Annotated in this window: 21 protein-coding genes; 12 read left to right on the top strand and 9 right to left on the bottom strand. The window is 70.4% G+C overall.

Annotated features, from left to right (window positions below):
* Positions 1–134: 134 nt before the first annotated feature.
* Positions 135–335: an AlpA family transcriptional regulator gene (locus MNZ39_RS04805; RefSeq protein ID WP_242335291.1), complete on the bottom strand. Its 201-nt coding sequence runs from the start codon at positions 333–335 to the stop codon at positions 135–137.
* Between the two features lie 1,642 nt (positions 336–1,977).
* Between MNZ39_RS04805 and MNZ39_RS04800 the strand changes: the two genes are divergently transcribed.
* The 3 genes from MNZ39_RS04800 (at position 1,978) to MNZ39_RS04790 (ending at position 3,805) form a co-directional block, all read left to right on the top strand.
* Positions 1,978–2,481 (top strand): hypothetical protein, encoded by a 504-nt coding sequence (locus MNZ39_RS04800; RefSeq protein ID WP_242335288.1) that lies wholly within the window; start codon positions 1,978–1,980, stop codon positions 2,479–2,481.
* A 232-nt stretch (positions 2,482–2,713) separates the two neighbouring features.
* Positions 2,714–2,926: a hypothetical protein gene (locus MNZ39_RS04795; RefSeq protein WP_242335286.1), complete on the top strand. Its 213-nt coding sequence runs from the start codon at positions 2,714–2,716 to the stop codon at positions 2,924–2,926.
* Positions 2,927–3,331: 405 nt separating this feature from the next.
* On the top strand, positions 3,332–3,805 hold the full coding sequence (locus MNZ39_RS04790; protein ID WP_242335282.1) for a DUF4177 domain-containing protein: 474 nt from the start codon (positions 3,332–3,334) through the stop codon (positions 3,803–3,805).
* Positions 3,806–3,814: 9 nt separating this feature from the next.
* Here the strand turns inward: MNZ39_RS04790 and MNZ39_RS04785 are convergent, their stop codons facing one another.
* From MNZ39_RS04785 to MNZ39_RS04775, 3 genes are all read right to left on the bottom strand, one after another.
* The gene (locus tag MNZ39_RS04785) at positions 3,815–4,150 is read right to left on the bottom strand and encodes a hypothetical protein (RefSeq protein WP_242335279.1); all 336 of its coding nucleotides are present in this window, start codon (positions 4,148–4,150) and stop codon (positions 3,815–3,817) included.
* A 94-nt stretch (positions 4,151–4,244) separates the two neighbouring features.
* The gene (locus MNZ39_RS04780; protein ID WP_242335276.1) at positions 4,245–4,643 is read right to left on the bottom strand and encodes a hypothetical protein; all 399 of its coding nucleotides are present in this window, start codon (positions 4,641–4,643) and stop codon (positions 4,245–4,247) included.
* An 83-nt stretch (positions 4,644–4,726) separates the two neighbouring features.
* Positions 4,727–6,160, bottom strand: a complete 1,434-nt coding sequence (locus MNZ39_RS04775; RefSeq protein WP_242335273.1) for a site-specific integrase — start codon at positions 6,158–6,160, stop codon at positions 4,727–4,729.
* A gap of 559 nt (positions 6,161–6,719) precedes the next feature.
* Here MNZ39_RS04775 and MNZ39_RS04770 point away from each other — a divergent pair.
* The gene (locus MNZ39_RS04770; protein WP_242335270.1) at positions 6,720–6,977 is read left to right on the top strand and encodes a DUF2917 domain-containing protein; all 258 of its coding nucleotides are present in this window, start codon (positions 6,720–6,722) and stop codon (positions 6,975–6,977) included.
* Between the two features lie 6 nt (positions 6,978–6,983).
* Here MNZ39_RS04770 and MNZ39_RS04765 read toward each other — a convergent pair whose 3' ends face one another.
* The 5 genes from MNZ39_RS04765 to MNZ39_RS04745 all read right to left on the bottom strand — a co-directional run bounded on the left by MNZ39_RS04765 (position 6,984) and on the right by MNZ39_RS04745 (position 13,149).
* Positions 6,984–9,284 carry a YfhO family protein gene (locus MNZ39_RS04765; protein WP_242335267.1) on the bottom strand — a complete coding sequence of 767 codons (2,301 nt, stop codon included), beginning with the start codon at positions 9,282–9,284 and terminating at the stop codon, positions 6,984–6,986.
* Positions 9,281–9,904 carry a bifunctional 2-polyprenyl-6-hydroxyphenol methylase/3-demethylubiquinol 3-O-methyltransferase UbiG gene (locus MNZ39_RS04760; protein ID WP_242335264.1) on the bottom strand — a complete coding sequence of 208 codons (624 nt, stop codon included), beginning with the start codon at positions 9,902–9,904 and terminating at the stop codon, positions 9,281–9,283. Before MNZ39_RS04760 ends, MNZ39_RS04765 begins: the two co-directional genes overlap by 4 nt.
* Positions 9,901–11,049, bottom strand: a complete 1,149-nt coding sequence (locus MNZ39_RS04755; RefSeq protein WP_242335261.1) for a glycosyltransferase family 2 protein — start codon at positions 11,047–11,049, stop codon at positions 9,901–9,903. The genes MNZ39_RS04760 and MNZ39_RS04755 overlap by 4 nt, the downstream gene beginning before the upstream one ends.
* Positions 11,050–11,152: 103 nt before the next feature.
* Entirely contained in the window at positions 11,153–12,106 is a 954-nt protein-coding gene (locus MNZ39_RS04750) for a glycosyltransferase (RefSeq protein ID WP_242335258.1), read from the bottom strand.
* A complete protein-coding gene (locus MNZ39_RS04745) occupies positions 12,103–13,149 on the bottom strand; it encodes a lysylphosphatidylglycerol synthase transmembrane domain-containing protein (protein WP_242335254.1) in 1,047 nt (348 codons plus the stop codon). Before MNZ39_RS04745 ends, MNZ39_RS04750 begins: the two co-directional genes overlap by 4 nt.
* A 242-nt stretch (positions 13,150–13,391) precedes the next feature.
* Here MNZ39_RS04745 and thrS point away from each other — a divergent pair, with 242 nt between their 5' ends.
* The 8 genes from thrS to infC all read left to right on the top strand — a co-directional run.
* Positions 13,392–15,353: a threonine--tRNA ligase gene (gene thrS, locus MNZ39_RS04740; RefSeq protein WP_242335251.1), complete on the top strand. Its 1,962-nt coding sequence runs from the start codon at positions 13,392–13,394 to the stop codon at positions 15,351–15,353.
* A gap of 526 nt (positions 15,354–15,879) precedes the next feature.
* A complete protein-coding gene (locus tag MNZ39_RS04735; protein WP_242335248.1) occupies positions 15,880–17,445 on the top strand; it encodes a 2-isopropylmalate synthase in 1,566 nt (521 codons plus the stop codon).
* A complete protein-coding gene (gene leuC, locus MNZ39_RS04730; protein WP_242335245.1) occupies positions 17,445–18,884 on the top strand; it encodes a 3-isopropylmalate dehydratase large subunit in 1,440 nt (479 codons plus the stop codon). The genes MNZ39_RS04735 and leuC overlap by 1 nt, the downstream gene beginning before the upstream one ends.
* Before the next feature lie 4 nt (positions 18,885–18,888).
* Complete coding sequence (leuD, locus tag MNZ39_RS04725) at positions 18,889–19,461, top strand: 3-isopropylmalate dehydratase small subunit (protein ID WP_242335242.1); 573 nt, start codon at positions 18,889–18,891, stop codon at positions 19,459–19,461.
* Between the two features lie 105 nt (positions 19,462–19,566).
* The gene (gene ilvB, locus MNZ39_RS04720) at positions 19,567–21,279 is read left to right on the top strand and encodes a biosynthetic-type acetolactate synthase large subunit (protein WP_242335239.1); all 1,713 of its coding nucleotides are present in this window, start codon (positions 19,567–19,569) and stop codon (positions 21,277–21,279) included.
* 1 nt (position 21,280) lies between these two features.
* A complete protein-coding gene (gene ilvN / locus MNZ39_RS04715; RefSeq protein WP_242335236.1) occupies positions 21,281–21,814 on the top strand; it encodes an acetolactate synthase small subunit in 534 nt (177 codons plus the stop codon).
* A 13-nt stretch (positions 21,815–21,827) separates the two neighbouring features.
* Positions 21,828–22,856, top strand: a complete 1,029-nt coding sequence (gene ilvC, locus MNZ39_RS04710; protein ID WP_242335233.1) for a ketol-acid reductoisomerase — start codon at positions 21,828–21,830, stop codon at positions 22,854–22,856.
* A 177-nt stretch (positions 22,857–23,033) separates the two neighbouring features.
* On the top strand, positions 23,034–23,691 hold a 658-nt coding region (infC, locus tag MNZ39_RS04705), incomplete at its 3' end, for a translation initiation factor IF-3 (RefSeq protein ID WP_242335231.1).

Below are 23,691 nucleotides of genomic sequence, written 5' to 3'. Positions count from 1 at the left end.
CTTTCCGGGCTTCGCACCGGCCTTCCGCGGCGCGATGAGATCCCAGCCGGTCCACCGCCGCAGGGTGCGGAGGTGCTCGGGGATGACCTCCGCGATGTCCGGGGCCAGCGGGAGGTACTGCGTCACGGGCGTGGTCATGCAGCACCTCCGCGGTCGGCGGTGGTGAACCGCTCCTCAGCGGCGCGGATGTCCTCCTCGCGCCACCGGGCGGCGGCGAGGATTTTCGTGGGGCGGGGGAGGGCGCCGCGCGCGATGAGCGCGTAGACGCTGGCCCGGGACAGCTGGAACCGGGCCATCAGGTCCCGGATCGTCATCCACTTCGTATCGGTGCTCATGGCGTGCCTCGCTGGCGTGCGGGCGCGTCCGTGCGTAGAATGCCGTTAGCCCTGCATCCCCGCTGGACGTGCCCCGCCGGCCCCGCTCGAGTTCGCGCTCGAGCCGCGGGCCGGTGGCCGTTTCAACGGGTGGAAGCCAGGGCGGCGGGGGACTCGGAGCTCGGCGCGGCGGGAAACCCGCGCTTAGCGAGGAACTCGTCCAGCCCGCGGCGGAGCGCCTCGGAGAGCGGCACGCCCTGCGCCTCGCGGTACGCGCGAGCGCGGGTGCGGAGATCACCGGGGAGAAGAACGGAAACCGGCTGAGCGGCTAGGATCGGAGCAGGCATCGGGCACCTCCGTCCACCGCGCGCGGCGGTGGGGGTGTGGGTGCCGGGGCTCCGCGTCAGGCCGCCCAGAGATGCCGGGTCAGGACGCCGCTATCCGGTTGCTTCTATTGTTGCTCACCAATTCCCCTGGGGAGGGCATATGGACCGCGATGAGCGCGGGGCGTGCGGTAGTTGGCCCCTACGGCCTTTCGTCGCCTTGTCTCCGCGCGGGAAGAGAACCGCGTAGCCCGTCAGCCCCGTGTTACCCATCCGCGGTGGGACCGCGGGGACTTTGACCAAGCGACAAGGGCACGCTAGCACGGTCGCTTTAGCGATTGCAAGGGCTCATCTGCCAAACATCTATGGTCGGCAATCTGTCTTCTCCGGCAGGCGTGCAAAGGGATTGGGTACGGCTTGTCAAGCGGAGCTTTTCAGTGGGCGTGAAGGGGAGGGCGAATAATCCCGAAAATCAATTTCGGTATTTGCCGATTTTCGGGGGTGTCACCCCCTCTCGCCGGGGGTGACGGTGGGGGTGACATGGGGTGACACCGAATTGCTCAATGAATCCGGTTTTATAGAATATGGTGTCACCCCGTCACCCCCTGTCACCCCCTGTTCTCTAACTTCTCCCCAGCAGCGTGTGCCCCCGCCACCCTACTGCTCCATTACTCTTTAGAGATCAGGGGGTGACGGGGGTGACGGGGTTGCAAGGGCTGGAAACATTGACGAATAGGCGTCACCCCCTATGTCACCCCCTGTTTCCGGGGGTGACACCTGGAAATTCGGATATTCGGAAAACGGAAATTCGCCGTGCACGAAACAGCCAGCGGTGGAGCCGGGCAGCCTCGCCGCTCTTGCCGAGCGCGGTGCGCGTCGGTCCGGCGCCTCACCTGCGCAGCTGGACCCGTCGCGCTCGCCGCTTTCGTCCCCAGCCGCACGGTGGGGTGCGCGGGAACTTGCCGTGTGGCTCAGCGAGCCCCAGGACTGCGCGAGCGAGCACGATCCTCGCCGCCGCGCCCGAGCACGGTGGACGCCGCCGCTCGAGCCCTGTCGCTCGAGCCCGCCCTCGTCCGCGCAGCACGCCCAGCGGCCAGCACGCCCGGCACGGTGGTGCGCTCGAGCACGGCGAGCATGCCTGGTCGTGGTTGGCTCGTAGTCGTCGTCGTGGCCCTGGTCGTGGAGCGGCTCGAGCTCCGCTCAACCTCCGAGCACGTCCGCGGGCGTCCCTGCGCGTCCGCAGAGGTGAACCTACCTCTGTTAGGTGGAGGTCCGCCCAACGATTACGCAGGGTTGTGATACACTGACGGTCGCTGGATGAATCCGTGGAGGAAAAGGCAATGTCCGATGACGCAATCGTGAAGCCCGAATCCCTGGTCGCGCTGGAAGCCGAGGAGCGGCTCGCCGCGCTCAGCGACCAAGCGGCGCGGTTCGCAGAGCTCACCGCTGCGGGCACACCGGTGGAGGAGGCGTACGCTCGCGCCGGGTTCACGGATGGATCGGCGCACGCCCTGGCGACCCGCCACGACGTGCTGGCCGCGATCAGCGCCCTGCGCGAGCGCAACCTCGGCGAGCGGGCGACGGACGTCGTCTACCTGCGCCGGCTGCTGCATGGTGCCGCGCACTTCGCCTTCCGCGACCAGGACCACCGCGGCGTGACGAACGTGGTGCGGCTCCTCGCCGAGCTCGACCAGCACCTCGAGAAGAAGAAGCCCACCGCGCCGGAGAGCGGCAACTTCTTCTTCTCGATCGCCTTCGCCCGCCCGATGCCGCCCGCGGTCGACGTCGAGCCGCCGACCATCGACGTCACCCCCATCCCCACCGCGGTGGACCCGCTGACGTGAGCTCGTCGCAGGCCACCTCTAGACGGTCGGCTCGCGCGCGCCCCGCCGCGCCTCCTCGCCCTCCGGTCGTCCACCGTCACGCCGCGGAGCGCCGCGCCGCAGAGGAGCAGGAACGAGCCGCGCTACGCGCCGGGGCTGTCCTGGCGCGGCTGCTCGGCGGTGCAGCGTGAGCGGAGAGCGCCGGCAGCCCTGGCGCGCTGACGGCGCCTCACGCGCGCTGGTAGACGCCGGCATGCCGCTTCGCGTCCGGCGCCTCACGGGGGCGGAGGCGGAGCGCTACCGCGCGCCGGCAGGTGAGGCGCTCGTCGCCGTGCTCGAGCTCGCCGTGAGCGTTCCGGTCGAGTACGTCGATGGTCGCGAGGGCGCGCTCGTCTCCCGGCTGCAACAGCTAGAGCGGGGCGGGCCGGAAGCGGCCGCCGCGTTCCTCGCATCGCTGAACCGCTGATCTCCCAGGTCAGCTAGAGCGGCGCTAGGCTAGCGGCTAGCCGCGGCGGCCGCGCTGCTGCTCGTCCTTGCGAGCTGTGAATCTCAGAATCTCGCCAGGGACCCCCGCGGGGCCCCACCACGCCTGGCCTCCTTTTACGGGGTCGCGCGTCGGGGCAGGGGCGTGGCGCGCACAAAAATCCTTCGTTCCCGATGCTCATTCACTATAGGTGTATATCCTATAAGCGCGCCCAGCACCTGTCCCAAAATTTTCTACACTCCCCAACATATTCACTTATAGTGCTACCATCGAGGCGCCGCGGACGTCTGCGCAAGTCCTGTGATTCCCTGACTTACAAACTGACAGGCGGCAACGCTCAGCAGGTAGACTTACGCGCCTGAGCCATTCGTGCCAACTGAGGTGGCTATGACAGACGCCGAGACTGCGGAGCAGCGGAAGAAGTACCAGCAGCAGGCTGATCAGACGCGCAAGGAGGTCTGGTGGCGAGGCGAGAAGTTCGTCCCGTGCCCGCTGCCCGGGATCCTGAAGTACGGGGACAAATGCCCGTTCTGCGGGGCGACGCAGGAGTACGAAACGAACAAACGCTGCGCGAAATGCAGGGCCGAGTTCACCGAGCCGCCGCCGCCCGCTGGGCAGCCCGAGCCCGTGGTCCTGCCTCCGGGCACGAAGATGTACAAGGTCATCACTCAGCGCGACGAGTTCTTCGGGGGCAAGTTCGATCCGAATAGGCTCGAGGAGCTAATCAACATGCACGCGGTCGAGGGGTGGCGCGTTGTCTCGATCGCTACCGCCGATGTGTCCACGTTCTTCGGCTCGTTCTGGTCCGGCCGCGGTGCCCGTCAGGAGATCATCGTGTTCCTGGAGCGCGACGCGGCGTAGGCCCCGCCGCTAGCGCCCGCCGCGCTTCTTCATCGTCGCGGGCGGCGCGTTCCGAACGCCGGCAGTTCTGCGCAGCTTCTGAGGCGGAGGCGGCTTCCGTCCACCGGCGGCGCCACAGGCCTTCCTCATCTTGACCCCGGTGGTCGCCTCGATGCCCTTCTTGGCGACCTCCCAAAGCAGACCCCCGGCCACCGTTGTCGCGCCGAATTTCACGGCGCCGAACGCCGCGTCACGCGCGAGTGCGGAGGCGTGCAGCCGACAGTAGCGGCCCAAGCCGACGCGGCTCGGCTCGTTCTTGCAGCGCTTCCCGTTCTTGCGAATGAAGGTGCAGGTCTTTCTCGCCATGACCCCTGTCTTATCCGATCACGCCGGAGGAGCGGTGCGGATTGATGTGCGGGGCAGTGGCCGCTCGCGGCAGCGCAAAACAGGTTGGGCCAGTTCACCAGTGCGGCCGCGGTGCTGCGGGCGCCTGATCTGGTGACGTGGAAAGTTCCGCGTGAGCTTCGCGAACAGCGAACCCGAGCATCGCCATCGTGCATACGGATTCCGCAACCACTACCAGCAACGGGGGAGCAAATGCACCGCCGAACATGGCGACGATCAGTGCAGTCGCACCAGCGAGACCCGACTTTGTGTTGTACCAGGACAGTCGCTTGGGTTGCGGCGTCGGCTTCCTGAATAGGCGCGCGAGGAGCCCGAAGGCCTTCAGGACAAGTGCAAGCAGCCCGCCTACCATCGCGAACCCGCCAGCTGCTTGAATCCCAGCCTTGATGCTGTCCCCGGGATGCTGGATCTCTGCGATGCGGTGCGAGAATGCGACGGGGACGCACAGGAACATCAGGTAGAACTTCCACCGGAGTCGCCAAGCTATCGCTAGACCGAGCATCTCGCGCCTTTCTCGGGAGAGAAGAGGCGAACACGTTAGCTCATTACCGACTCAGCGCCAGTCCGGTGCGCGTCGAGGTGCGCGGCCCACCGCTCCATCCACTCGCGCCGCGCGTCAAACAGGTCGTCCGCCGCGTAGGTGGCGACGACGCCACCGAGCGCGCGCAGCGAGTGCCCGAGGCACCTCTCCGCGACCTCGAGCGGGCAGGCATTCCGCGCGAGCCAGCCGCGGAGCGCACGCCGAAAGTCGTGCGGGCTCACCCGCTGGCCTTCGAGCTTCAGCGCCGCGGGCCGCGGGCTCTTGCCGTCGCGCTGCGGCTCGCTTCCCTGGAGGCGGCGCAGCGCGCGGCCGAGCACCTTGTCCGTTACGTGTCCCTCCGCCGACTCGCTCGACGCGGCCACCCACGGCGACTTGCGGTCGAACGTGCGCAGGTGCTTCAAGAGCGTCACCGCCGGTGCGGAGAGCGGCACGCGCCAGGGCTTCGCGTCCTGCTCGCGCTCTTTGCGGAGCTTCTGCCGCTCCGGTGGGATGGTCCACACCGCCGCGTCGAGGTCGATCTCAGACCACCGGGCGCGGAGGAGCTCGCCGGTGCGCACACCCGTGAGCAGGAGTAGCTGCATGAGCGTCCGGGTCGGCTCCCCGAGCGTGTCCACCGCGGCGAGGACCGGGCCGAGCTCCGCGTCATCGAGGGACCGCGTGCGCCGGCGGCTCGTCACGATGCCCAGCGACTTCGGGCGCAGCGGCGCGCCCACGTCGATCTCGAGGTCGCCGCGCTCGACCGCGAACCGCACGATCGCCTTCGTCACCTGCAACACCTTCGCGGCGTACACCTCCGCCCCGCCGTTCACGGCGAGTTCGGCCGGCTCACGCAGTACGCGCGTGGTGAGCTTCGCCACCTCCAGAGGGCCGAGGCGCGGGATCACGTGGTTGTCGATGACCGCGCGCACCGCCTCGGGATAGCGGACCTTCCCCTTGATCTGCGTGCGGTAGTAGTCCTCCGCCACCTCGCGGAGGAGCAGGGCGCCCGGCGCCACCGGCGGTGGGGCGTCCTTCTGCTCGAGGTGCTGCGCGAGCGCACCGCTCGCCTTCCGCGCCTTCATCTTCTCGAGCTCGAGGCGCGCGGCGTCCACCGTCACGGCGGGCCAGCGACCGAGCGTGATGCAGAGGCGCTTGCCGCCATCCACCGCGTACCAGACCCACGCCTTCGTGTTTCCAGGCGCGGCCGCCACCCGGAGGCGCAGGCCCGACGCCTTCGGATCGCGGACCTCATAGCGCGCCGGCCCGTGCGCGAGGTCCGCGACGAACGCTTCGGTCAGCCCGCGCTTCGGTGGTGTGGATGAACGCCGCGTCGGAGCGGAAGGGGCCGCCACCGCGGTGGCCGGGGATGAATTTTCCTCCGCGGTAGGGGTCGCCGTGGATGAATCGGTGGATGAAAACGCAGCCGGGCGGAGGTGGACGACGTTGGACATCGGCGGACTCCTGGCGTTCGGAACTGCTTGGCGGGCAGGCGTTCTAGTAGACTCCGCCAAACTAGCACGGACGCCCGCAGATTCCAGGAACCTTTTTTGACACGGTAGGGGTCGTCAGTTCAATCCTGACCGGGCCTACAACAATGACGGGGACCTGGCTCGCGCTGGGTCCCCGTTTTTGTTTCCGGCCGCGGCTGGGTGACGAACCGGTTAACGGCGTCTTCCGATCGCGGTTACCGCTCGCCCGGCGGTTGGTCACGTGTGGCGGCAGAGAGCGCGCCGCTGCGGTGTGATCGCCCGTTCGTCGCGAGTTGCCCGGCTCTCTCGGTTCACGTCGAACACCTTCGGAAAGCCGCGGCTCGGAACCGGCGGCGCGCCGCTCCCGCTTCGCAGCGGCGATGCCGGTGCGTAGCCGCGAAAGGGCCGGGCAACGGCGCGCACCCCGTGCGCAGCACCGAGCGGTGCCGGCGCACCCTTCTCGCCGCCACTGTAACCAGTGAGCCCGCTCCACGTAGTGCCGACGGGCGTACGCGGGAGAGCGGCGTCGAAAGGGCGAGCCATGACGACGAGCAGGACGACGACCAGCGAGATGTGGGAACTCCCGGAGAACGCGGCGCAGCGGCTGCCCGCGGGGATCGGGATCGCCGTGCGGGTCGAGCGCGGCACCGTGCTCGTCACGCAGGAGGGCGACCTCGACGACCACGTGCTCGAGCGGGGCGACGAGTTCGTGCTCTCGCGTTCCGGGCTCGCGGTCGCCTGGGCCTTGAGCGAAGCGGCCCTCTCGATTCACCCAGCGGTCCACCGGATGGCGGCGTGAACCTCGTCACGCGACGGATGAAGGCGGCTGTCTCCGGGCGTTACGCACCATGAGGGCGCCTCCGCCCACGACGCTGAGCACCAGAGCGATCGCCGAGAGCGCCACGAGCGGCCACCAGCCCCGCGGCTGGTACTGGAACACCACCCGGTGCCGCCCGGCCGAGACCGCGGCGCCGCGGAACCAACGGTTCACGCGCAACACCTCCGCGGGGGCGCCATCGATCTCGGCGCTCCAGCCCGGCGCGTAGCGCTCGGTGCTCGCGAGGACCGCTCCGCGTCCCGCTGGCACGTCCAGGTCGAGCACGACGCGCTCGGGAGCGAAGGACGTGATCCTCACGCCGCCGTAGGTCCCGGGGCGGACCGGATCGCCGGGGAGCACGGGCCCCCGCCCGTCGACCAGCATCGGCACCGGGGAGTCCGCGTCGACGTTCGAGAGTATCGCCGCCTCCCATCCGGGGGGGGGCGCGGGGGGGGGGGGCGGCCCCCCCCCGCCCGGGGGCGCGGCCCCCCCCGCCCCCCCCCGGCTCTGCACGAGCCCGTCGTTGAAGCCCTGTGCCGTCATCGTGACGTATCCCTCGACGACGGGCAGGCGGAGCACCTGCTGGTAGTTCAGGCACCCGAGCTGGATGCCGAGCGCTTCCTGCTCCGCCGGGAGCAGCCGCCGCGCGGTCGCCGGGATCGCGATCGACGTGCGCTCGAGCTCCGCGATCGCACCCGGGACCGTCCACACCGTCTTCGCCTGGGAGTGGACGTGGATCGCGAGATCCCCAGCGAACAGCAGCGCCACGATCGTCAGGCCGGCCCGCGCCCGCGTCGCGGACGGTGCGCCTGCCGCCCACGCGATCGCCGCGCAGCCGAGCGCGACCACTGCGAGCCCCGGGACGAGGGCGAGCGCCACGACCTCCTGGGTCACGTCGTGGCGTGAGAGCGCGCTCGCGACCCAGACGGCGAGCGCGATCGCGCCGGCGAGCCACGCGACCGCCGCACGCGTGGTCCAGCGTCGGAGCTCGGCGCGCCGGAAGATCGCGGTGAGGCCGGCCCCTGCCGCCGCGGCGAGCGGCAGGATCCAGAAGATCCGGAACCCGGCGTTGTGACGCATGTAGCGCGTCGGAGGCACGAGATCGTACAGCAGGGTCCGTACTCCCGCGGCGCCTCCCAGCGAGACGGCGAACATCAGCGCCGCGAACGCCACGATCCACCACGCCCGTCTCAGGCCGCGCGCGCGGACCCACGCGGCGGCGAGCAGGAGCGCGAGGGCGCCGGCGTACCCGTCGAGCATCGAGACGTCGGAGTCGAAGGTGTCCCGCAGCTCGAGCACCGCGCGCGGAAAGAGCAGAGACACCGCGGCGCGGAGGGTGAATGGGTTCTGATAGTTCGCGACCTCGCGGGGGAGCGGCCCGGCGCGGTCCGTGTACTGGGCCGCGTGGGTGAGGAACGCGTGCAGCACGGGCGCCCAGATCGCGACGAGCACGACCGTCACCACGGCGACGATCGCGGCGGCGCGCGCGAGCGAACGCCAGAGGTCCGCGCCGCGCGCGTCCGAGGCGGCGGCGGCGGCGAACAGCCAGAGGGCGAGCGCGAACACCTGGAAGCTGACGAGCCCCGGATACCCTCCGAGCGCCGAGAGCCCCGCGGCGGCACCGGCGAGCAACGCGAGCCCCCAGGATCGCCGGAACAAGGCGAGGTGCGCGAGGCCGAACGTCCAGGGCAGCCAGCTCGCGGTCACGATCCACGTCGTGTGCTGCGCGTTCCCGACGAAGAACCCCGAGAAGGCGTAGGCGATCGCGGCGACGAGTCCGCCCACGGGCCCGGCGCCGAGGGCGAACGCGAGCAGGAGGGCGCCGAGCCCCGCCCACGCCCAGTGAATGCTCCAGTAGAGAGCGAACCCCTGCGAGGCGGACGGCGCTGCGGGCGCGAGCAGGAGGGCGAGCGGATCGAGGAGCGGCGCCTGCGGATCGGCGTGGAACGGGAGCCCGCAGTTCGTGAACGGATCCCAGAGCGGCGCTCGGCCGTCGAGGAGCGCGTCGCGGGTGAAGGCGAACGCGGGATAGAAGTAGTTGACGGCGTCCCACTTCGGCTCGACCCGCTGCAGCCAGATGGGAGAGAGCAGGGCGGCCGCGTAGACGAGATAGCCGGCGATCGCAGCCGTCCAGAGCGCCGAGCGCCGGCTGAAGGCGGGGAGCGCCCCGCGAGGCTCGTCGCCCCGGCGGTGAGCTCTGCCGCCGCCGCGCGGCGAACGAGGACCGCGCGATCCCCGGCCATCCGGATCCGTGCCGGGCGGGCGCTCGCGACGGGGCTCGGTGCTCATCGGTGCTTCCGCGCGATGCACACGAACTCGTTGTACTTGAACACCCGCCCGACCGCGCGCGGGAAGGGGAACGAGTACCGCTCCGAGAGCTCGAGGCCGGCGCCCTCCAGGACCGTCGCGACCCGGGTGAAGTCCATGAACTCGACGTGGGTCGGGTCCGAGCGGAAGCCCGCCTCCTGCGGCGTGATGGCGACCACGCGCGCGTCCGCACGCAAGAGCGGCAGATACCTGCGGACGAGGGCCTCCGCGTCGCCGAGGTGCAGGTGCTCGAGGACGTGGGACAGGAGCAGCGCGTCGAACCGACCGGCGACCGCGAACGCGGACGCGTCGAGCTCCTCCGGGGTGAACGCGACGAGCCGGCGCGCGCGCGCGATCTCGACCGCCCTCGCGTCGACGTCCACCCCGACGGCAGCGCCGGGCCCGAGATGAGCCAGGTTCCGCCCGATGCCGCAGCCGACCTCGAGGACGAATCCCAGGTTCAGCCGACGAAGGTGCTCCCGGTACGGGCGCTGCACGTCGAGCAGCCGCTTCCACCAGGCCTGCTGGAGCCCCACGAGCCGGTCGGCGTAATCGCCCTTCCGATCGCGCGGCGACTCCAGGCGCGGGTCCGCGGACCTCACCGGTGCTTCCTGAGCGCCGCGTGGAGGAACGTGGCGAGCCCGATCTCGGCGCCGATGGTCATGAGCAGGAGCCCGAGGATGCTCCTGCGCGGCTCGTTGAGGGCCCCGAAGTGCTCGGCGATCCACGAGAAGAGCACGACGGCGTCGATGGCGAACCCGCACGCGAACAGCAGGGCCCCCGCAGCCAGACCCCGCCCCATGGTGAGGTGGCGCGCAAGGCCGGACAGCAGGGCGTTGGGACGCAGCACGCGCCCGCGCGCCACGTCCCGCACCAGGATGGCGCCCAGCAGGCCCTGGAGGCCGATGAGGGCCATCGAGCCGCCGAGGAAGAGGAGGTGGAAGTCGAACGTGCGTCCCAGCAGGTGCACCGGTCCGAAGCTCACCGGGACGGAGAACAGCAGCCCGAGCGCCAGCAACAGGACGCCGGGCACGAACAGCAGCTGATCCGGGGCGTGGAGCAGCATGAACTCGAGGTGACGCCAGCCGTCGCTCCACCTGCGGAGGTGAGGCGGACGTCCGCGGCGGTCCGGGTGCAGCGTGACGGGAACCTCCGCGATGCGGAGCTTCTCGACCGCCGCCTTGATCAGCATCTCGGAGGCGAACTCCATCCCGCCGCTCCGCAGGTCGAGCTGCGAGAACTTGTCGCGGGCGATCGCCCGCATCCCACAGTTGACGTCGCGGATGCCGGTCCCGAACAGGCGGTTCAGGATGAACGTGAGGACGGGAGTGCCGACGCGGCGGTGCATCCAGGGGTTCGCGCCGGGGAGGATGCGCCCCGGAGGCAACCGCGTCCCCATCACGAAGTCGGCGCCCCCGTCGAAGGCCTCCACGAATCGGCCGAGCTCGCCGAAGTCGTACGTGTCGTCCGCGTCCCCCATGACGAGGAGCCGTCCCCGGGCAGCCGCCATGCCATGGCGGAGCGCGTTCCCGTAGCCGCGCTCGGGAACCTTCACGACGCGCGCCCCGAGGCCGGTCGCGACGTCGATGGAGCCATCGGTCGAGCCGTTGTCGGCCACGACGACCTCTCCCTCGAGCCCGAGCGCTGCGAACGCACGCTGCGCCTTCTCGATCACGGTGCCGAGCGTCTTCACCTCGTTCAGGCAGGGGATGACGACGGAGACGTCCAAATCGTTCGTGGGCGCCATGTCGGAGCGCGCCGTGCTTTCTCTTGGGCTCATCGAGATCCCGCTGCGGGTGAGTCGGCTCGCGCAGTGTACCGGACCTCGGCGGCAATGGAATTCACCGCGATCACCTTCGGAGCTGCAGCCGGGCGCCTACCCGCTCGAAGATCCGGGAGTCGCGCAGGTACCGGGTCCATCCAGCCGGCCCGAGCGCGACGAACGATCTCGCCAGCCCGGCGACGTCCAGCCGCTCGCCTCGGTACGCGGCCGCGAGGGCGCTGTTCACCTGGATCGAGAACTCGGCGGCCCGGCGGACCGATCTCGCGCGCCGTGGAGGAACGTCGCGCGCCCAGGCCTCGAGGTGGCGCTCGAGGGCGGCCGACAGCTGCTCCTCGAAGGCACGCCGGGTGCGGTCCCTCGCCATCGTCTGCGAGCCGGGGTGCACCCGGAAGCCGGTGAGGCGTTCGCGGAGGACGCGCACGGGGCCGAGCCGCGCGAGGCGCAGCCAGAAGTCCCAGTCCGCCGTGTACCACAGCGACTCGTCGAGGCCACCGAGGTCCAGGGCGGACGCGCGGTCGAACACCGGCGCGGGGATGGCGAGGAAGTTCTGGACGAGCAGTCGCTCGACGAACGCGCTGGACGGCACCGTCCCCCCCGCGCGGAACGGCGTCCGCCAGGCGCCCAGCGGTGCGCCCCCTGGATCGAGGAACGTGGACGCGTGAACGAGCAGCGGGCCCTCGAAGGTGGCGAGCTCGCGCCGAAGCGCCGCGACGCGCCTGGGGAGCCAGACGTCGTCCTGGTGCAGGAAGCACGCGAACCGGCCGTTCGCGGCCCGCAGCGCCGTGTTCGTTCCCACGACCCAGTTGCCGACGCGCTCGCGGCTGACGACGCGCAGCGCGACGCGCGCGCCGTAGCTCTGGACGACGTCGAGCGTCGCGTCCGTGGAACCGTCGTCCGCGACCACCACCTCGATGTCGTCGGCGGCCTCCCGGCAGACGCTCTCCAGCGCCGCGCCGACGTAAGCGGCGCCGTTGTAGGTCGGCATCACGACCGACAGCCACGGGCGTGAGTCGCGGCTCATTCGCGTGGCAACGCCTCCGCCGTCCGAACTGGACCGAGCTGCCGGCCGATCCGGTGCAGGTCGACGTGGCGAGAGAAGAGGAACGGTACGCCCATCGCGACGACCTGGAGGAGCTGCGCTCCCCACAGCACGTTCGCGAAGGCGAGGCCCTGCGCCCCGGCGAGCGCTCCGGGCGCGACGAGCGAGAGCCCGAGGACCGCAGACGCCTGGAACGTCCCGAGCATCGCGGGTCCGGCGGGGATCATCATCCCCACGGAGAGGACGCCGAGGACCGTGAACGCCTGGAGCGACGAGAGGCCGAATCCGAAGCCCTGCGCCAGCACCGCGATGCTCCATCCGCCGAGCGCCCAGAACACGACGGTCAGGGCGAGGAAACAGGCGAGTCCCCGGCGGCGAGGCAAGCGGCGGAGGCCCTCGACGAAGGTCGTCGCGACGGCGGAGACCCGCGCGGCGACGCGGGGCGAGAGGGGGTCGAGCGCGCGATGCGCGAACCGGATGGCCGCGGCGCCGTTCGCCGCGGCGATCGCGAGGAAGGCGACGGCGCCGGCGAACGCGAAGAAGACGGCCCAGCCGCCGGCGCGCAGCAGGGCGACGCCGGGGGCGGTGCTCGGGAGGAACGGCAAGGTCCCGACGAGCACGAGCGCAGAGAACAAACCATCGACCACGCGCTCCACGATGACGGTCGACAGGGCCGCCGGCAGCGGGACCTCGTGCGGATCGGCGACGAGCGCGGGCCGGACGAGCTCTCCGAGCCGGAGCGGAAGGATCAGCGTCGCCATGAACCCGACCGCGCTCACCGCGTTCACTCGCGCGAAAGGGATGCGCGCGCTCGGCTCGAGCAGCAGGGACCAGCGAGCGGCGCGCAGGAAGTGCGAGGCGACGAGGATCGCCAGGTACGCCGCGAGATACCGCGGGTCGGCCGCGCGGGCGGCTCGCCAGATCGCGCCGAGGTCCCGGTTTCGCAGGGTCAACCAGAGCGCCGCGGCGGACACGGCCAGGCCGGCCGCTACCCGCAGCGAGCGTTCCCACGAGGAGCGCTGCACACCGCCGCTTATAGCAGACCCGCGCGCTGCTCGACGCGCCACGGATAGAACCCGTCCAGCTCGACGCCGCTCCGGCCACGGCAGGGGAGCGGCGCTCTCGATCGAGCGCGATCGGACCGGGTCGAGAACGCCGCATCCCCTCGCTCATCGGCTCGCGGGGAGTGCTTGATGGCGACCGTCCCGTGGGCTACAAGCGCGTCGCCGCTGGCCTTTCGCGCCGCGCGCGGTTAAGGAAGACGACCATGTCCGATCTCGTGAAGGTGACCCTCCCCGACGGCAGCCAGAAGGACGCGCCGCGCGGCACCACCGTCCTCGACTTCGTGAAGACGTCGATCGGGCCCGGGCTCGCCAAGGCCGCCTACTTCGCCAGGCTCGACGGCGAGGCGGTGGACCTCTCGCGCGCGATCGACCGCGACGCGAAGCTCGAGATCGTCACCACGAAGAGCCCCGAGGCGCTCGAGGTCGCGCGCCACGACGCGGCGCACGTCATGGCCTCGGTCGTCCAGAAGCTCTACCCGGGCACCCAGGTCACCATCGGCCCGGCGATCGAGGACGGCTTCTACTACGACTTCGCGCGCGAGACGCCCTTCACGCCGGAGGACCTCGAGAAGATCGAGAAGGCGACCAACGAGGCCATCGCGGCCGACCTCCCGTTCGTCCGCGAGGAGATCTCGATGGACGCTGCGCTCGGGCTCTTCGAGGGGCTGGGAGAGAAGTACAAGGTCGAGATCGTGAAGGACATCGCCGCGCGCGGGGCGAAGACGCTGACGCTCTACCGCCACGGCGACTGGGTCGACTTCTGCCTCGGCCCGCACGGTCCGTCGACGAAGCGCATCGGCGTCGTGAAGCTCCTCAACGTCGCGGGGGCGTACTGGCGCGGCGACGCGCGGAACGCGATGCTCCAGCGCATCTACGGCACCGCCTTCTTCGACAAGAAGGAGCTCGAGGCGCACCTCGCGAAGCTCGAGGAGGTGCGGAAGCGCGACCACCGCAAGCTCGGGCCCGCGCTCGGCCTGTTCGCGTTCCACGAGGTCGCGCCCGGCGCGGCGTTCTGGCTGCCGAACGGGACCACGCTCTACAACGTCCTCGAGGACGCGATGCGGCGCCTCGTGACGAAGGGCGGGTACCAGGAGGTGAAGACGCCGCTCCTCTTCAACAAGCGGCTGTGGGAGCAGAGCGGCCACTGGGGCGTCTACCGCGAGAACATGTTCCTCGTGTTCGACAAGGAGTCGGACCCGGCGCTCCCCGTCGACGAGCGGCTCTCGATGAGCCTCAAGCCGATGAACTGCCCCTCGCACCACCTGCTCTACAAGATGGGGAAGCGCTCGTACCGCGAGCTCCCCATCCGCTACTTCACGGTGGACACGCTGCACCGGAACGAGCTCTCCGGCTCGCTCGGCGGGCTCACCCGCGTCCGGCAGTTCGCGCAGGACGACGCGCACCTCTACCTCATGGAGTCGCAGATCCCGGAGGAGGTCAGCCGGATCGTCGAGCTCATGAAGACGGTGTACGGCGCGTTCGGGCTCGAGTTCTCGCTGCTCTTCTCGACCCGCCCGCTGAAGCCCGAGGACCGGATCGGCGACGACGCGCTCTGGGACAAGGCGGAGGGCGCGCTCCGCGCCGCGCTCGACAAGATGGGCCTGCCCTGGGAGCTGAACCCGGGCGACGGCGCGTTCTACGGCCCGAAGATCGACTTCGTCGTGACCGACTCGCTCGGCCGCAAGTGGCAGACCTGCACGATCCAGCTCGACTACGCGGCGCCGGAGCGGTTCGACCTCACCTACGTCGGCGACGACAACCACGAGCACCGGCCGGTCGTCATCCACCGCGCGGTGTACGGCTCCTTCGAGCGCTTCATCGCCATCCTCACCGAGCACTACGCCGGCGTCTTCCCGGCCTGGCTCGCGCCGGTGCAGGCGCGCGTCGTGACGGTCTCGGACCGGTTCGACGCCTGGGCGCGCGAGGTCCAGGCGAAGCTCGCGGCCCAGGGCTGGCGCGTCGAGCTCGACGAGTCCTCCGACAAGCTCGGCGCCAAGATCCGCAACGCGCAGCTCGCGAAGATCCCCTTCTCGCTCGTCATCGGCGAGAAGGAGGTCGAGGCGAAGGGCGTCGCGCCCCGCCGCCACGGCGGCGAGGATCTCAAGACCATGTCGCTCGACGCGTTCGAGGCGCTGCTGCGCCGCGAGGCGACGCCGCCGTACTAGGCGACGGCCGGCGATTCGAGAATCACTTCGGGTGATTCGCGAATCACGCCGTCGTTTGGCGATCATCCGAGCGTCCACGCGGAGTGACGGGCTCGAGGCCCATCGCGTCGTGCTCGCCCTTCGATCAGCGATCGTGCGCCCGCTCCTTCGCAGGGAGCGCGGCGGCCCGCCGTGCGCGTCGCGCCCCGCTTGACAGGTCCGCTCGCGGATCGATAGGCTCGTTTTTCTGATGTTCCTCGTACGCGCGCACCGACTTCTTAGCCTGGCGGGAGAGGTATCCCGGTCAGGCTAACGCCGCGCCGCGACCTCTTCCGCCGAACCGGCCGGAGAGGTTGCCCCCGACAGGCGACGTTCTCCGGCCCCAACGAAACAGGAGCCAGGAGACCGCATGTCGACAGATTCCCCCGAACAACGGACCGTTTCTTCCCAAGCCAGCACGAGCTCAGCCGCCGATCGTTCCCACCGCAGCTCAGAAGCGAGCAAACCCCAGGGTTCCCGTCGCGAGGGCGGCGGAGAAAGCGTTGCCGTGAGAGACGCCGACAGGGTCATCATCTTCGACACCACGCTGCGCGACGGCGAGCAGTCGCCCGGGGCGTCGATGAACCTGGGGCAGAAGCTCCAGGTCGCGCGGGCCCTGCGGGATCTGGGCGTCGACGTCATCGAGGCCGGGTTCGCGGCCGCCTCGCCGGGGGATCTCGAGGCCATCCAGGCCGTATCGCGCGAGGTCGAGGGCCCCAGCATCGCGAGCCTCGCCCGCTGCACGCGGGGCGACATCGACGCCGCGTGGAAGGGCCTGCAGGACGCCCCGCGCCGCCGCTGCCACGTGTTCCTGGCCACCTCGCCCATCCACCGTGACTTCAAGCTGAAGCTCGCGAAGGACGAGATCATCCGCCGCGCGGTGGACGGCGTGAAGCTCGCGCGCGAGCGCTTCGACGACGTCGAGTTCTCCACCGAGGACGCCGCCCGCACGGAGCTCGAGTTCCTCGCCGAGGTGGTCGAGCGCGTGATCGAGGCGGGCGCCGGCACGGTGAACATCCCGGACACGGTGGGGTACGCGCTGCCGACCACCTACGCGGACACCCTCCGTTACCTGAAGCAGCACGTGCGCGGCATCGACGGCGTGATCATGTCGGTGCACTGCCACAACGACCTGGGCCTCGCGGTGGCCAACAGCCTCGCGGGCGTCATGGCGGGGGCGCGCCAGGTCGAGTGCACCATCAACGGCATCGGCGAGCGCGCCGGGAACGCCTCCCTCGAGGAGGTCGTGATGGCGTTCCGCACCCGGCAGGACGTCCTCGGCGTGCGCACGGGCGTGAAGACGGAGCGCCTCTACCCGACGAGCAGGCTGGTCTCCCAGGTGACCGGCCTCCACGTGCAGCGCAACAAGGCGATCGTCGGCCAGAACGCGTTCGCCCACGAGGCCGGCATCCACCAGCACGGGATGCTCACCCACCGTGAGACCTACGAGATCATGCGCCCCGAGGAGGTCGGCTTCACGAAGAGCCAGCTCGTCCTCGGCAAGCACTCGGGCCGGCACGCGCTGAAGGAGCGGCTCGTGGCGCTCGGCTACGTGCTCGAGGACGCCGCGGTGGACAAGGTCTTCCAGGACTTCAAGGTCCTCGCCGACAAGAAGAAGGACATCTACGACGCCGACATCGAGGCGCTCGTCGTCCACGGCCAGATGCTCGCCCAGGGCGGCCGCGCCTGGGAGCTCGAGGCGCTGTCGACGACCTCCGGCACGGGCACGCTCCCGGTCGCCTCGATCGCGCTCCGCTCCCGCGGCGGCGAGCAGCGCCGCGAGGCGGCCACCGGCGACGGGCCGGTCGACGCCGTCTACCGCGCCATCGAGAAGATCACCGGCATCCCGGTGAAGCTGCGCGACTACCAGATCGTGAGCGTCTCGACGGGCGAGGACGCGCAGGGCGAGGTGTCGATCGAGGTCGAGCACGCGTCCGGCGTCTACCGCGGCCGGGCGCTCTCGACCGACATCGTCGAGGGGTCGGCGCGCGCGTTCCTCGACGTCGTGAACCGCATCGCGCTGAAGACGCCGGCGACCGACGAGGCCCGCCGCGAGGAGATGGGTACCGTCTGATGACCGCCGCCACCGACGCGCGCCGCACGCGCACGCTGTTCGAGAAGGTCTGGGACGCCCACGTCGTCCGCGCCGAGACGCCGGAGACGCCCGCCGTCCTCTACGTCGACCTCCACCTCATGCACGAGGTGACGAGCCCGCAGGCGTTCTCCATGCTGCGGGAGCGGAGCCTCAAGGTCCGGCGCCCCGACCGCACGCTCGCCACCACCGACCACTCCACCCCGACGCTCCCGCGGCTGCCCGACGGCCGCTGGCCGTTCTACGACGCGCAGAACGAGGCCCAGGTCGCGCAGATCGAGCGGAACGCGCGCGACTTCGGCGTGGAGCTCCACGGCCTCGGCGATCCGCAGCAGGGCGTCGTGCACGTCTTCGGGCCGGAGATGGGGGCGACGCAGCCGGGCATGACGGTGGTCTGCGGCGACAGCCACACCGCCACCCACGGCGCCTTCGGCGCGCTCGCCTTCGGCATCGGGACGTCCGAGGTCGGCCACGTCCTCGCGACGCAGTGCCTCCTCCAGCGCAAGCCGCGCTCGCTCGCCATCCGCGTGGAGGGGGCCCTGCAGCCGGGCGTCACCGCGAAGGACCTCGTCCTCGCGATCATCGCCCAGATCGGCGTGGGCGGCGGCACGGGGCACGTGATGGAGTTCACGGGCCCGGCGGTGCGCGCGCTCACCATGGAAGGGCGCATGACCCTCTGCAACATGGCGATCGAGGGCGGCGCCCGGGCCGGGATGATCGCGCCCGACGACGTCACGTTCCAGTGGCTCGCCGGGAAGCCCCGCGTCCCGCAGGGCGCCGCGTTCGAGGCGGCGGTGGCGCGCTGGCGACAGCTCCCGACGGACGACGGCGCGGTCTACGACCGGGAGGTGACGGTGGACGTCTCGCGCCTCGAGCCGATGGTCACCTTCGGCACGAACCCGGCGCAGGGCATCCCCGTCACCGGGCGCATCCCGGATCCGGGGGCAGAGAAGGATCCCGCCGCGCGCGCGACGCTCGAGAGCGCGCTCCGCTACATGGCGCTCACGCCGGGGAAGCCCATCCTCGGGCAGAAGATCGACGTGGTGTTCGTGGGGAGCTGCACGAACGGCCGGCTCGAGGATCTGCGCGAGGCGGCGAGGGTGATGCGCGGCCGCAAGGTGAGGACGCGGACGCTCGTCGTGGCGGGCTCCCACGCCGTGAAGAAGGCGGCGGAGGCGGAGGGGCTCGACCGGATCTTCCGCGACGCGGGCGCCGAGTGGCGCGAGCCGGGCTGCTCGATGTGCCTCGCCATGAACGGCGACATGCTCGAGCCCGGCCAGTACTGCGTCTCGACGTCGAACCGGAACTTCGAGGGGCGCCAGGGGCCCGGCGGGCGGACGCTGCTCGCGAGCCCGGCGACGGCGGCGGCGGCGGCGGTGTCCGGCGCGGTCGCCGATCCGCGGCGGCTGGTGGAGGGCTAGGACCATGGAACCGATCCGCACCATCGAGAGCCGCACGGTCGTCATCCCGCGCGAGAACATCGACACCGATCAGATCATCCCGGGGCGCTTCCTCAAGGTCACCGACAAGCAGGGGCTCGGGAAGGCGCTCTTCTCCGACTGGCGCTACGACGCCGGCGGGAAGCCGCGGCCCGAGTTCGTGCTGAACCTCCCCGAGGCGCAGGGCTGCACCGTCCTCGTCGCGGGCGACAACTTCGGCTGCGGCTCGTCGCGCGAGCACGCGCCGTGGGCGCTCGTCGACCACGGCATCCGCGCGGTCGTCTCGACGCGCATCGCCGACATCTTCCGCAACAACGCCCTCAAGAACGGGCTCGTCCCGGTCGTGCTCGATCCCGCGAGCCACGCGAAGCTGCTCGCGGCGCCGGGCGCGAAGGTCCGCATCGACATCTCCTCGCAGACGGTCGCGCTGCCCGACGGCACGACCGCCTCGTTCCCCCTCGACGGGTTCGCGAAGTACTGCCTGCTGAACGGCGTCGACGAGCTCGGCTTCCTGCTCTCGCAGGAGGAGGCCATCGCGGCGTTCGAGTCGAAGGTATAGCGGCGGGCGCCTCGCCCCGGCGCTCGCCGGGGCGGGGAGGGCCCGCCGTCTCCGTCTCGCGAGCTGCGGTCTCACACGGAACGTAAAGCGCTTCACGAGGAAGACATGGCCAAGGAGAAGATCACGGGCGCGATGGCGGTTCGCCGCGCGCTCGAGGCCGAGGGCGTCGACTACGTCTTCGGCATGCCCGGCGGGACGATCCTGCCGATCTACGACGCGATGTGGGGGTGCGAGCGCCCGAAGCAGGTGCTCATCCGCCACGAGCAGGTGGGCGGGCACGCGGCGGAGGGGTACGCGCACGCGACCGGGAAGGTCGGCGTGTGCTTCGGGACGTCCGGCCCCGGCGCGACGAACCTCGTCACCGCGATCGCCGACGCGTACATGGACTCGGTCCCGCTCGTCGCCATCACGGGCAACGTCGCGACCTCGCTCATCGGGTCCGACGCCTTCCAGGAGGCGGACATCACGGGCATCACGATGCCCATCACGAAGCACAACTGGCTCGTGACCGACGTGCACGACCTGCCGCGCATCCTCAAGGAGGCGTTCTACGTCGCGCGCACCGGGCGGCCGGGCCCGGTGCTCGTGGACATCCCGAAGGACATCCAGAACACCGAGTTCGAGTTCGAGTACCCGGAGACCGTCGAGATCCCCGGCTACCACCCGCCCGTGCGCGAGGAGCCGCGGCTCAAGGACGCCGCGGTGCTCATCCGCGGCGCGACGCGCCCGATCATCTACCTCGGCGGCGGCGTCCGGATCTCGGACGCGCACAAGGAGGTCTCGGCCTTCGCGGAGCTCGTGGGGGCGCCGGTCGTCACGACCGTGCACGGGAAGGGCGCCTTCCCCGAGACGAGCTCGCAGTGCCTCGGCATGTTCGGCATGCACGGCTCGCGGTACGCGAACTACGCCGTTCAGTACTCGGACCTCATCATCGCGCTCGGCGCGCGCTTCGACGACCGCGTCACGGGCAAGCTCTCGACCTTCGCGCCCGAGGCGAAGATCGTCCACCTCGACATCGACCCCGCCGAGATCTCGAAGCTCGTCACCGCGACGGTCCCGCTCGTCGGCGACCTGAGGCGGCTCCTGCCGCAGCTCACCGACGAGGTGCGCCGCGCGGAGGCCGCGCACGGCAAGCCCGACCTCTCGGCGTGGTGGAAGCGGATCGACGAGTGGAGGAAGAAGTACCCGCTCAAGTACGAGCAGGACGGGCAGAAGTACCTGCTCCCGCAGTACGTCGTCGACACGCTCTGGAAGAAGACGGGCGGTAAGGCCATCGTCACGACCGGCGTCGGCGAGCACCAGATGTTCGCGGCGCAGTGGTGGCGGACCTCCGAGCCGCGCCAGTTCATCACCTCGGGCGGCCTCGGCACGATGGGCTTCTGCCTCCCGTCGGCGATCGGCGCCCAGCTCGGCCGGCCCGGCGAGCTCGTGATCGGCATCGACGGCGACGGCTCGTTCCAGATGACGCTGCAGGACCTCGCGACCGCGGTGGACCTCGAGCTGCCGATCAAGATCTTCGTCCTCAACAACCTGTTCCTCGGCATGGTCCGGCAGTGGCAGGAGCTCTTCTACGAGCGCCGCTTCGCGCAGACGCCGCTCACGGATCGCCCCGATCTCGTGAAGCTCGCGGACGCGTACGGCTGCCTCGGGCTCCGCGCGCGCACGCCCGAGGAGCTGGACCAGGTCATCGATCAGGCGCTCGCGAACTCGAAGGGCCCGACCATCGTCGACGTCCGGGTCCGCCGTCAGGAGAAGGTGTTCCCGATGGTGCCGGCCGGCGCCCCCTTGAACGACATGATCGACGGCGGAGGTGACTAGGATGGAACGCACCGAAGAGAAGCCCAACGGGTCCACCCACACCATCAGCCTCCTCGTCGAGAACAAGCCGGGCGTGCTCCACCGCATCTCCGGCCTCTTCTCGCGGCGCGGGTACAACATCGCGAGCCTCACCGTCGGACCGACGGAGCGGCCCGAGTACTCGCGCATGACCATCGTCGTGCGCCTGGGCTCGAAGACCGTCGAGCAGGTGGTGCGGCAGGTCCAGAAGCTCGTCCCCGTCGTCGAGGTCCGCGAGCTCTCGGCGGCGGACCTCATCGAGCGCGAGCTCATGCTCGTGAAGATCCACACCCCGGAGCGCAACCACGCCGAGCTCCGGGCGCTCGCCGAGACCTACGAGGCGACCATCGTGGACGTCTCGCCCGACGCGCTCGTCGTCGAGGCGAGCGGCAACGCCGGGAAGCTCGACGCGCTCGAGGACCGGCTGCGCCCCTTCGGAATCCAGGAGATCTGCCGCTCCGGACGCATCGCCCTCGAGCGCGGTTTCAAGACGCTCGCTCCCCCCAATCTCAAGTAGCGAGGAACCCAGAATGGCTGCCACCATCTATTACGACAAGGACGCGAACCTCGACCTGCTCAAGAAGCGCAAGGTCGCCGTGATCGGCTACGGCTCGCAGGGCCACGCCCACGCGCTCAACCTCCGCGACTCCGGGGTCGACGTCCGCGTCGGCCTCGGCGCGGGCTCGCGCTCGAAGGCGAAGGCCGAGGGCGCCGGGCTGCGCGTCGTCTCCGTGGCGGAGGCCGCCCGCGAGGCCGACGTCATCATGGTCCTCATCCCGGACCAGACGCAGAAGAAGGTCTACGACGAGGAGATCGCGCAGCACATGACGAAGGGGAAGGCGCTCCTCTTCGCGCACGGGTTCAACGTGCACTTCGGCCAGATCCGCGCCGCCGAGGGCGTGGACGTGCTCCTCGTCGCGCCGAAGGGGCCGGGCCACATGGTGCGCCGGCAGTACCAGGACGGCCGCGGCATCCCCGGCCTCATCGCCGTCCACCAGGACGCGAGCGGCCAGGCCAAGGCCGTCGGGCTCGCGTACGCGCGGGGGATCGGCTGCACGCGCGCCGGCGTCCTCGAGACGACCTTCAAGGAGGAGACGGAGACCGACCTGTTCGGCGAGCAGGCGGTCCTCTGCGGCGGCGCCTCGGCGCTCGTGAAGGCGGGCTTCGAGGTGCTCACCGAGGCGGGCTACCAGCCGGAGAGCGCCTACTTCGAGTGTCTGCACGAGCTGAAGCTCATCGTCGACCTGATGTACGAGGGTGGGCTCGCCTGGATGCGTCACTCCATCTCGGACACCGCCGAGTACGGCGACTACACCCGCGGCCCGCGCGTGGTGACGAGCCAGACGAAGGAGGAGATGCGGAAGATCCTGCGCGAGATCCAGAGCGGCCAGTTCGCGAAGGAGTTCATCATCGAGAACCAGGTCGGGCGGCCCATGTTCGACAAGATGCGCGAGGCCGAGGCCCAGCATCCCATCGAGGAGGTGGGCAAGCGCCTGCGCGACATGATGAGCTGGATCCGCGAGGCCAAGAAGGACTCCTCGGACCCCAACGCGAGGTAGGGGAGGGTGGGCGCCGGGCGCGGCGGCGGGTCCCTCCCTCGCCGTCGCGGCCCCGGCGCACCGCCGCGTTTGACTTCGCTCGTGAAATCCTTATCCTACAGCGTCTTTTCGGCCCCGCTCCCGGGGCCTCGTCCTTTGAGGCCACCTGGGGAGCGACGGCGACCGTAGTGGAGGAGCATGGCGATCCAGCAGCGAGACAGCCGAGGGGGAGGGAACCGGGACGCGCGCACCAACCGCCGCATCAAGGCGCGTGAGGTCCGTGCGATCGGTCCCGAAGGCGAGCAGCTCGGTGTGCTTCCGATCGAGCAGGCATTGGCGCGGGCGCAGGAGCTGGGGATGGACCTCGTCGAGGTCAGCCCCATGGCCAAGCCGCCAGTCTGCAAGATCATGGACTACGGCAAGTTCAAGTACCTCGAGAAGAAGAAGCAGAACGAGGCCAAGAAGAAGCAGGTCGTCGTCCAGCTCAAGGAAGTGAAGCTCCGCCCGCGCACCGAGGAGCACGACTACGCGACCAAGATCAAGAAGGTCCGCGAGTTCCTCGCCGAGTCGAACAAGGCGCGCATCACGGTGACCTTCCGCGGCCGCGAGATGTCGCACCGCGAGCTCGGGCAGAAGGTGCTCCAGCGGATCATCGAGGACCTGCGCGAGGTGGCGGTGATCGAGGCGGCGCCCCGCATGGAAGGGCGCCAGATGTTCATGATCCTCGCCCCGAACCCGAGGATGCTCCAGGCCCAGCGCGACCGCGCCAAGGCCGCCGCCCAGGCCGGTCCGGCCGCCGGGGCGCAGCCCGGCGAGGCCCCCGCGCCCGCCCCTCAGCCCGCGCCGCCCCCGGCGG

Origin of the sequence: Anaeromyxobacter sp. SG66 (genome assembly GCF_022690805.1) — a bacterium.
Classification (GTDB): domain Bacteria; phylum Myxococcota; class Myxococcia; order Myxococcales; family Anaeromyxobacteraceae; genus Anaeromyxobacter; species Anaeromyxobacter soli.
This window is presented reverse-complemented; position numbering and strand designations above follow the sequence as displayed.

Excerpts from the sequence above, each read along its gene's own strand:
- leuC (WP_242335245.1), top strand. The coding sequence starts at position 17,445 with ATGACCGCCGCCACCGACGCGCGCCGCACGCGCACGCTGTTCGAGAAG.
- MNZ39_RS04805 (WP_242335291.1), bottom strand. The coding sequence starts at position 335 with ATGAGCACCGATACGAAGTGGATGACGATCCGGGACCTGATGGCCCGG.
- ilvC (WP_242335233.1), top strand. The coding sequence starts at position 21,828 with ATGGCTGCCACCATCTATTACGACAAGGACGCGAACCTCGACCTGCTC.
- MNZ39_RS04785 (WP_242335279.1), bottom strand. The coding sequence starts at position 4,150 with ATGGCGAGAAAGACCTGCACCTTCATTCGCAAGAACGGGAAGCGCTGC.
- MNZ39_RS04750 (WP_242335258.1), bottom strand. The coding sequence starts at position 12,106 with ATGAGCCGCGACTCACGCCCGTGGCTGTCGGTCGTGATGCCGACCTAC.
- MNZ39_RS04800 (WP_242335288.1), top strand. The coding sequence starts at position 1,978 with ATGTCCGATGACGCAATCGTGAAGCCCGAATCCCTGGTCGCGCTGGAA.
- leuD (WP_242335242.1), top strand. The coding sequence starts at position 18,889 with ATGGAACCGATCCGCACCATCGAGAGCCGCACGGTCGTCATCCCGCGC.
- ilvB (WP_242335239.1), top strand. The coding sequence starts at position 19,567 with ATGGCCAAGGAGAAGATCACGGGCGCGATGGCGGTTCGCCGCGCGCTC.
- MNZ39_RS04775 (WP_242335273.1), bottom strand. The coding sequence starts at position 6,160 with ATGTCCAACGTCGTCCACCTCCGCCCGGCTGCGTTTTCATCCACCGAT.
- MNZ39_RS04780 (WP_242335276.1), bottom strand. The coding sequence starts at position 4,643 with ATGTTCCTGTGCGTCCCCGTCGCATTCTCGCACCGCATCGCAGAGATC.
- MNZ39_RS04770 (WP_242335270.1), top strand. The coding sequence starts at position 6,720 with ATGACGACGAGCAGGACGACGACCAGCGAGATGTGGGAACTCCCGGAG.
- thrS (WP_242335251.1), top strand. The coding sequence starts at position 13,392 with ATGTCCGATCTCGTGAAGGTGACCCTCCCCGACGGCAGCCAGAAGGAC.
- MNZ39_RS04755 (WP_242335261.1), bottom strand. The coding sequence starts at position 11,049 with ATGGCGCCCACGAACGATTTGGACGTCTCCGTCGTCATCCCCTGCCTG.
- MNZ39_RS04795 (WP_242335286.1), top strand. The coding sequence starts at position 2,714 with ATGCCGCTTCGCGTCCGGCGCCTCACGGGGGCGGAGGCGGAGCGCTAC.
- MNZ39_RS04790 (WP_242335282.1), top strand. The coding sequence starts at position 3,332 with ATGACAGACGCCGAGACTGCGGAGCAGCGGAAGAAGTACCAGCAGCAG.
- ilvN (WP_242335236.1), top strand. The coding sequence starts at position 21,281 with ATGGAACGCACCGAAGAGAAGCCCAACGGGTCCACCCACACCATCAGC.
- MNZ39_RS04765 (WP_242335267.1), bottom strand. The coding sequence starts at position 9,284 with ATGAGCACCGAGCCCCGTCGCGAGCGCCCGCCCGGCACGGATCCGGAT.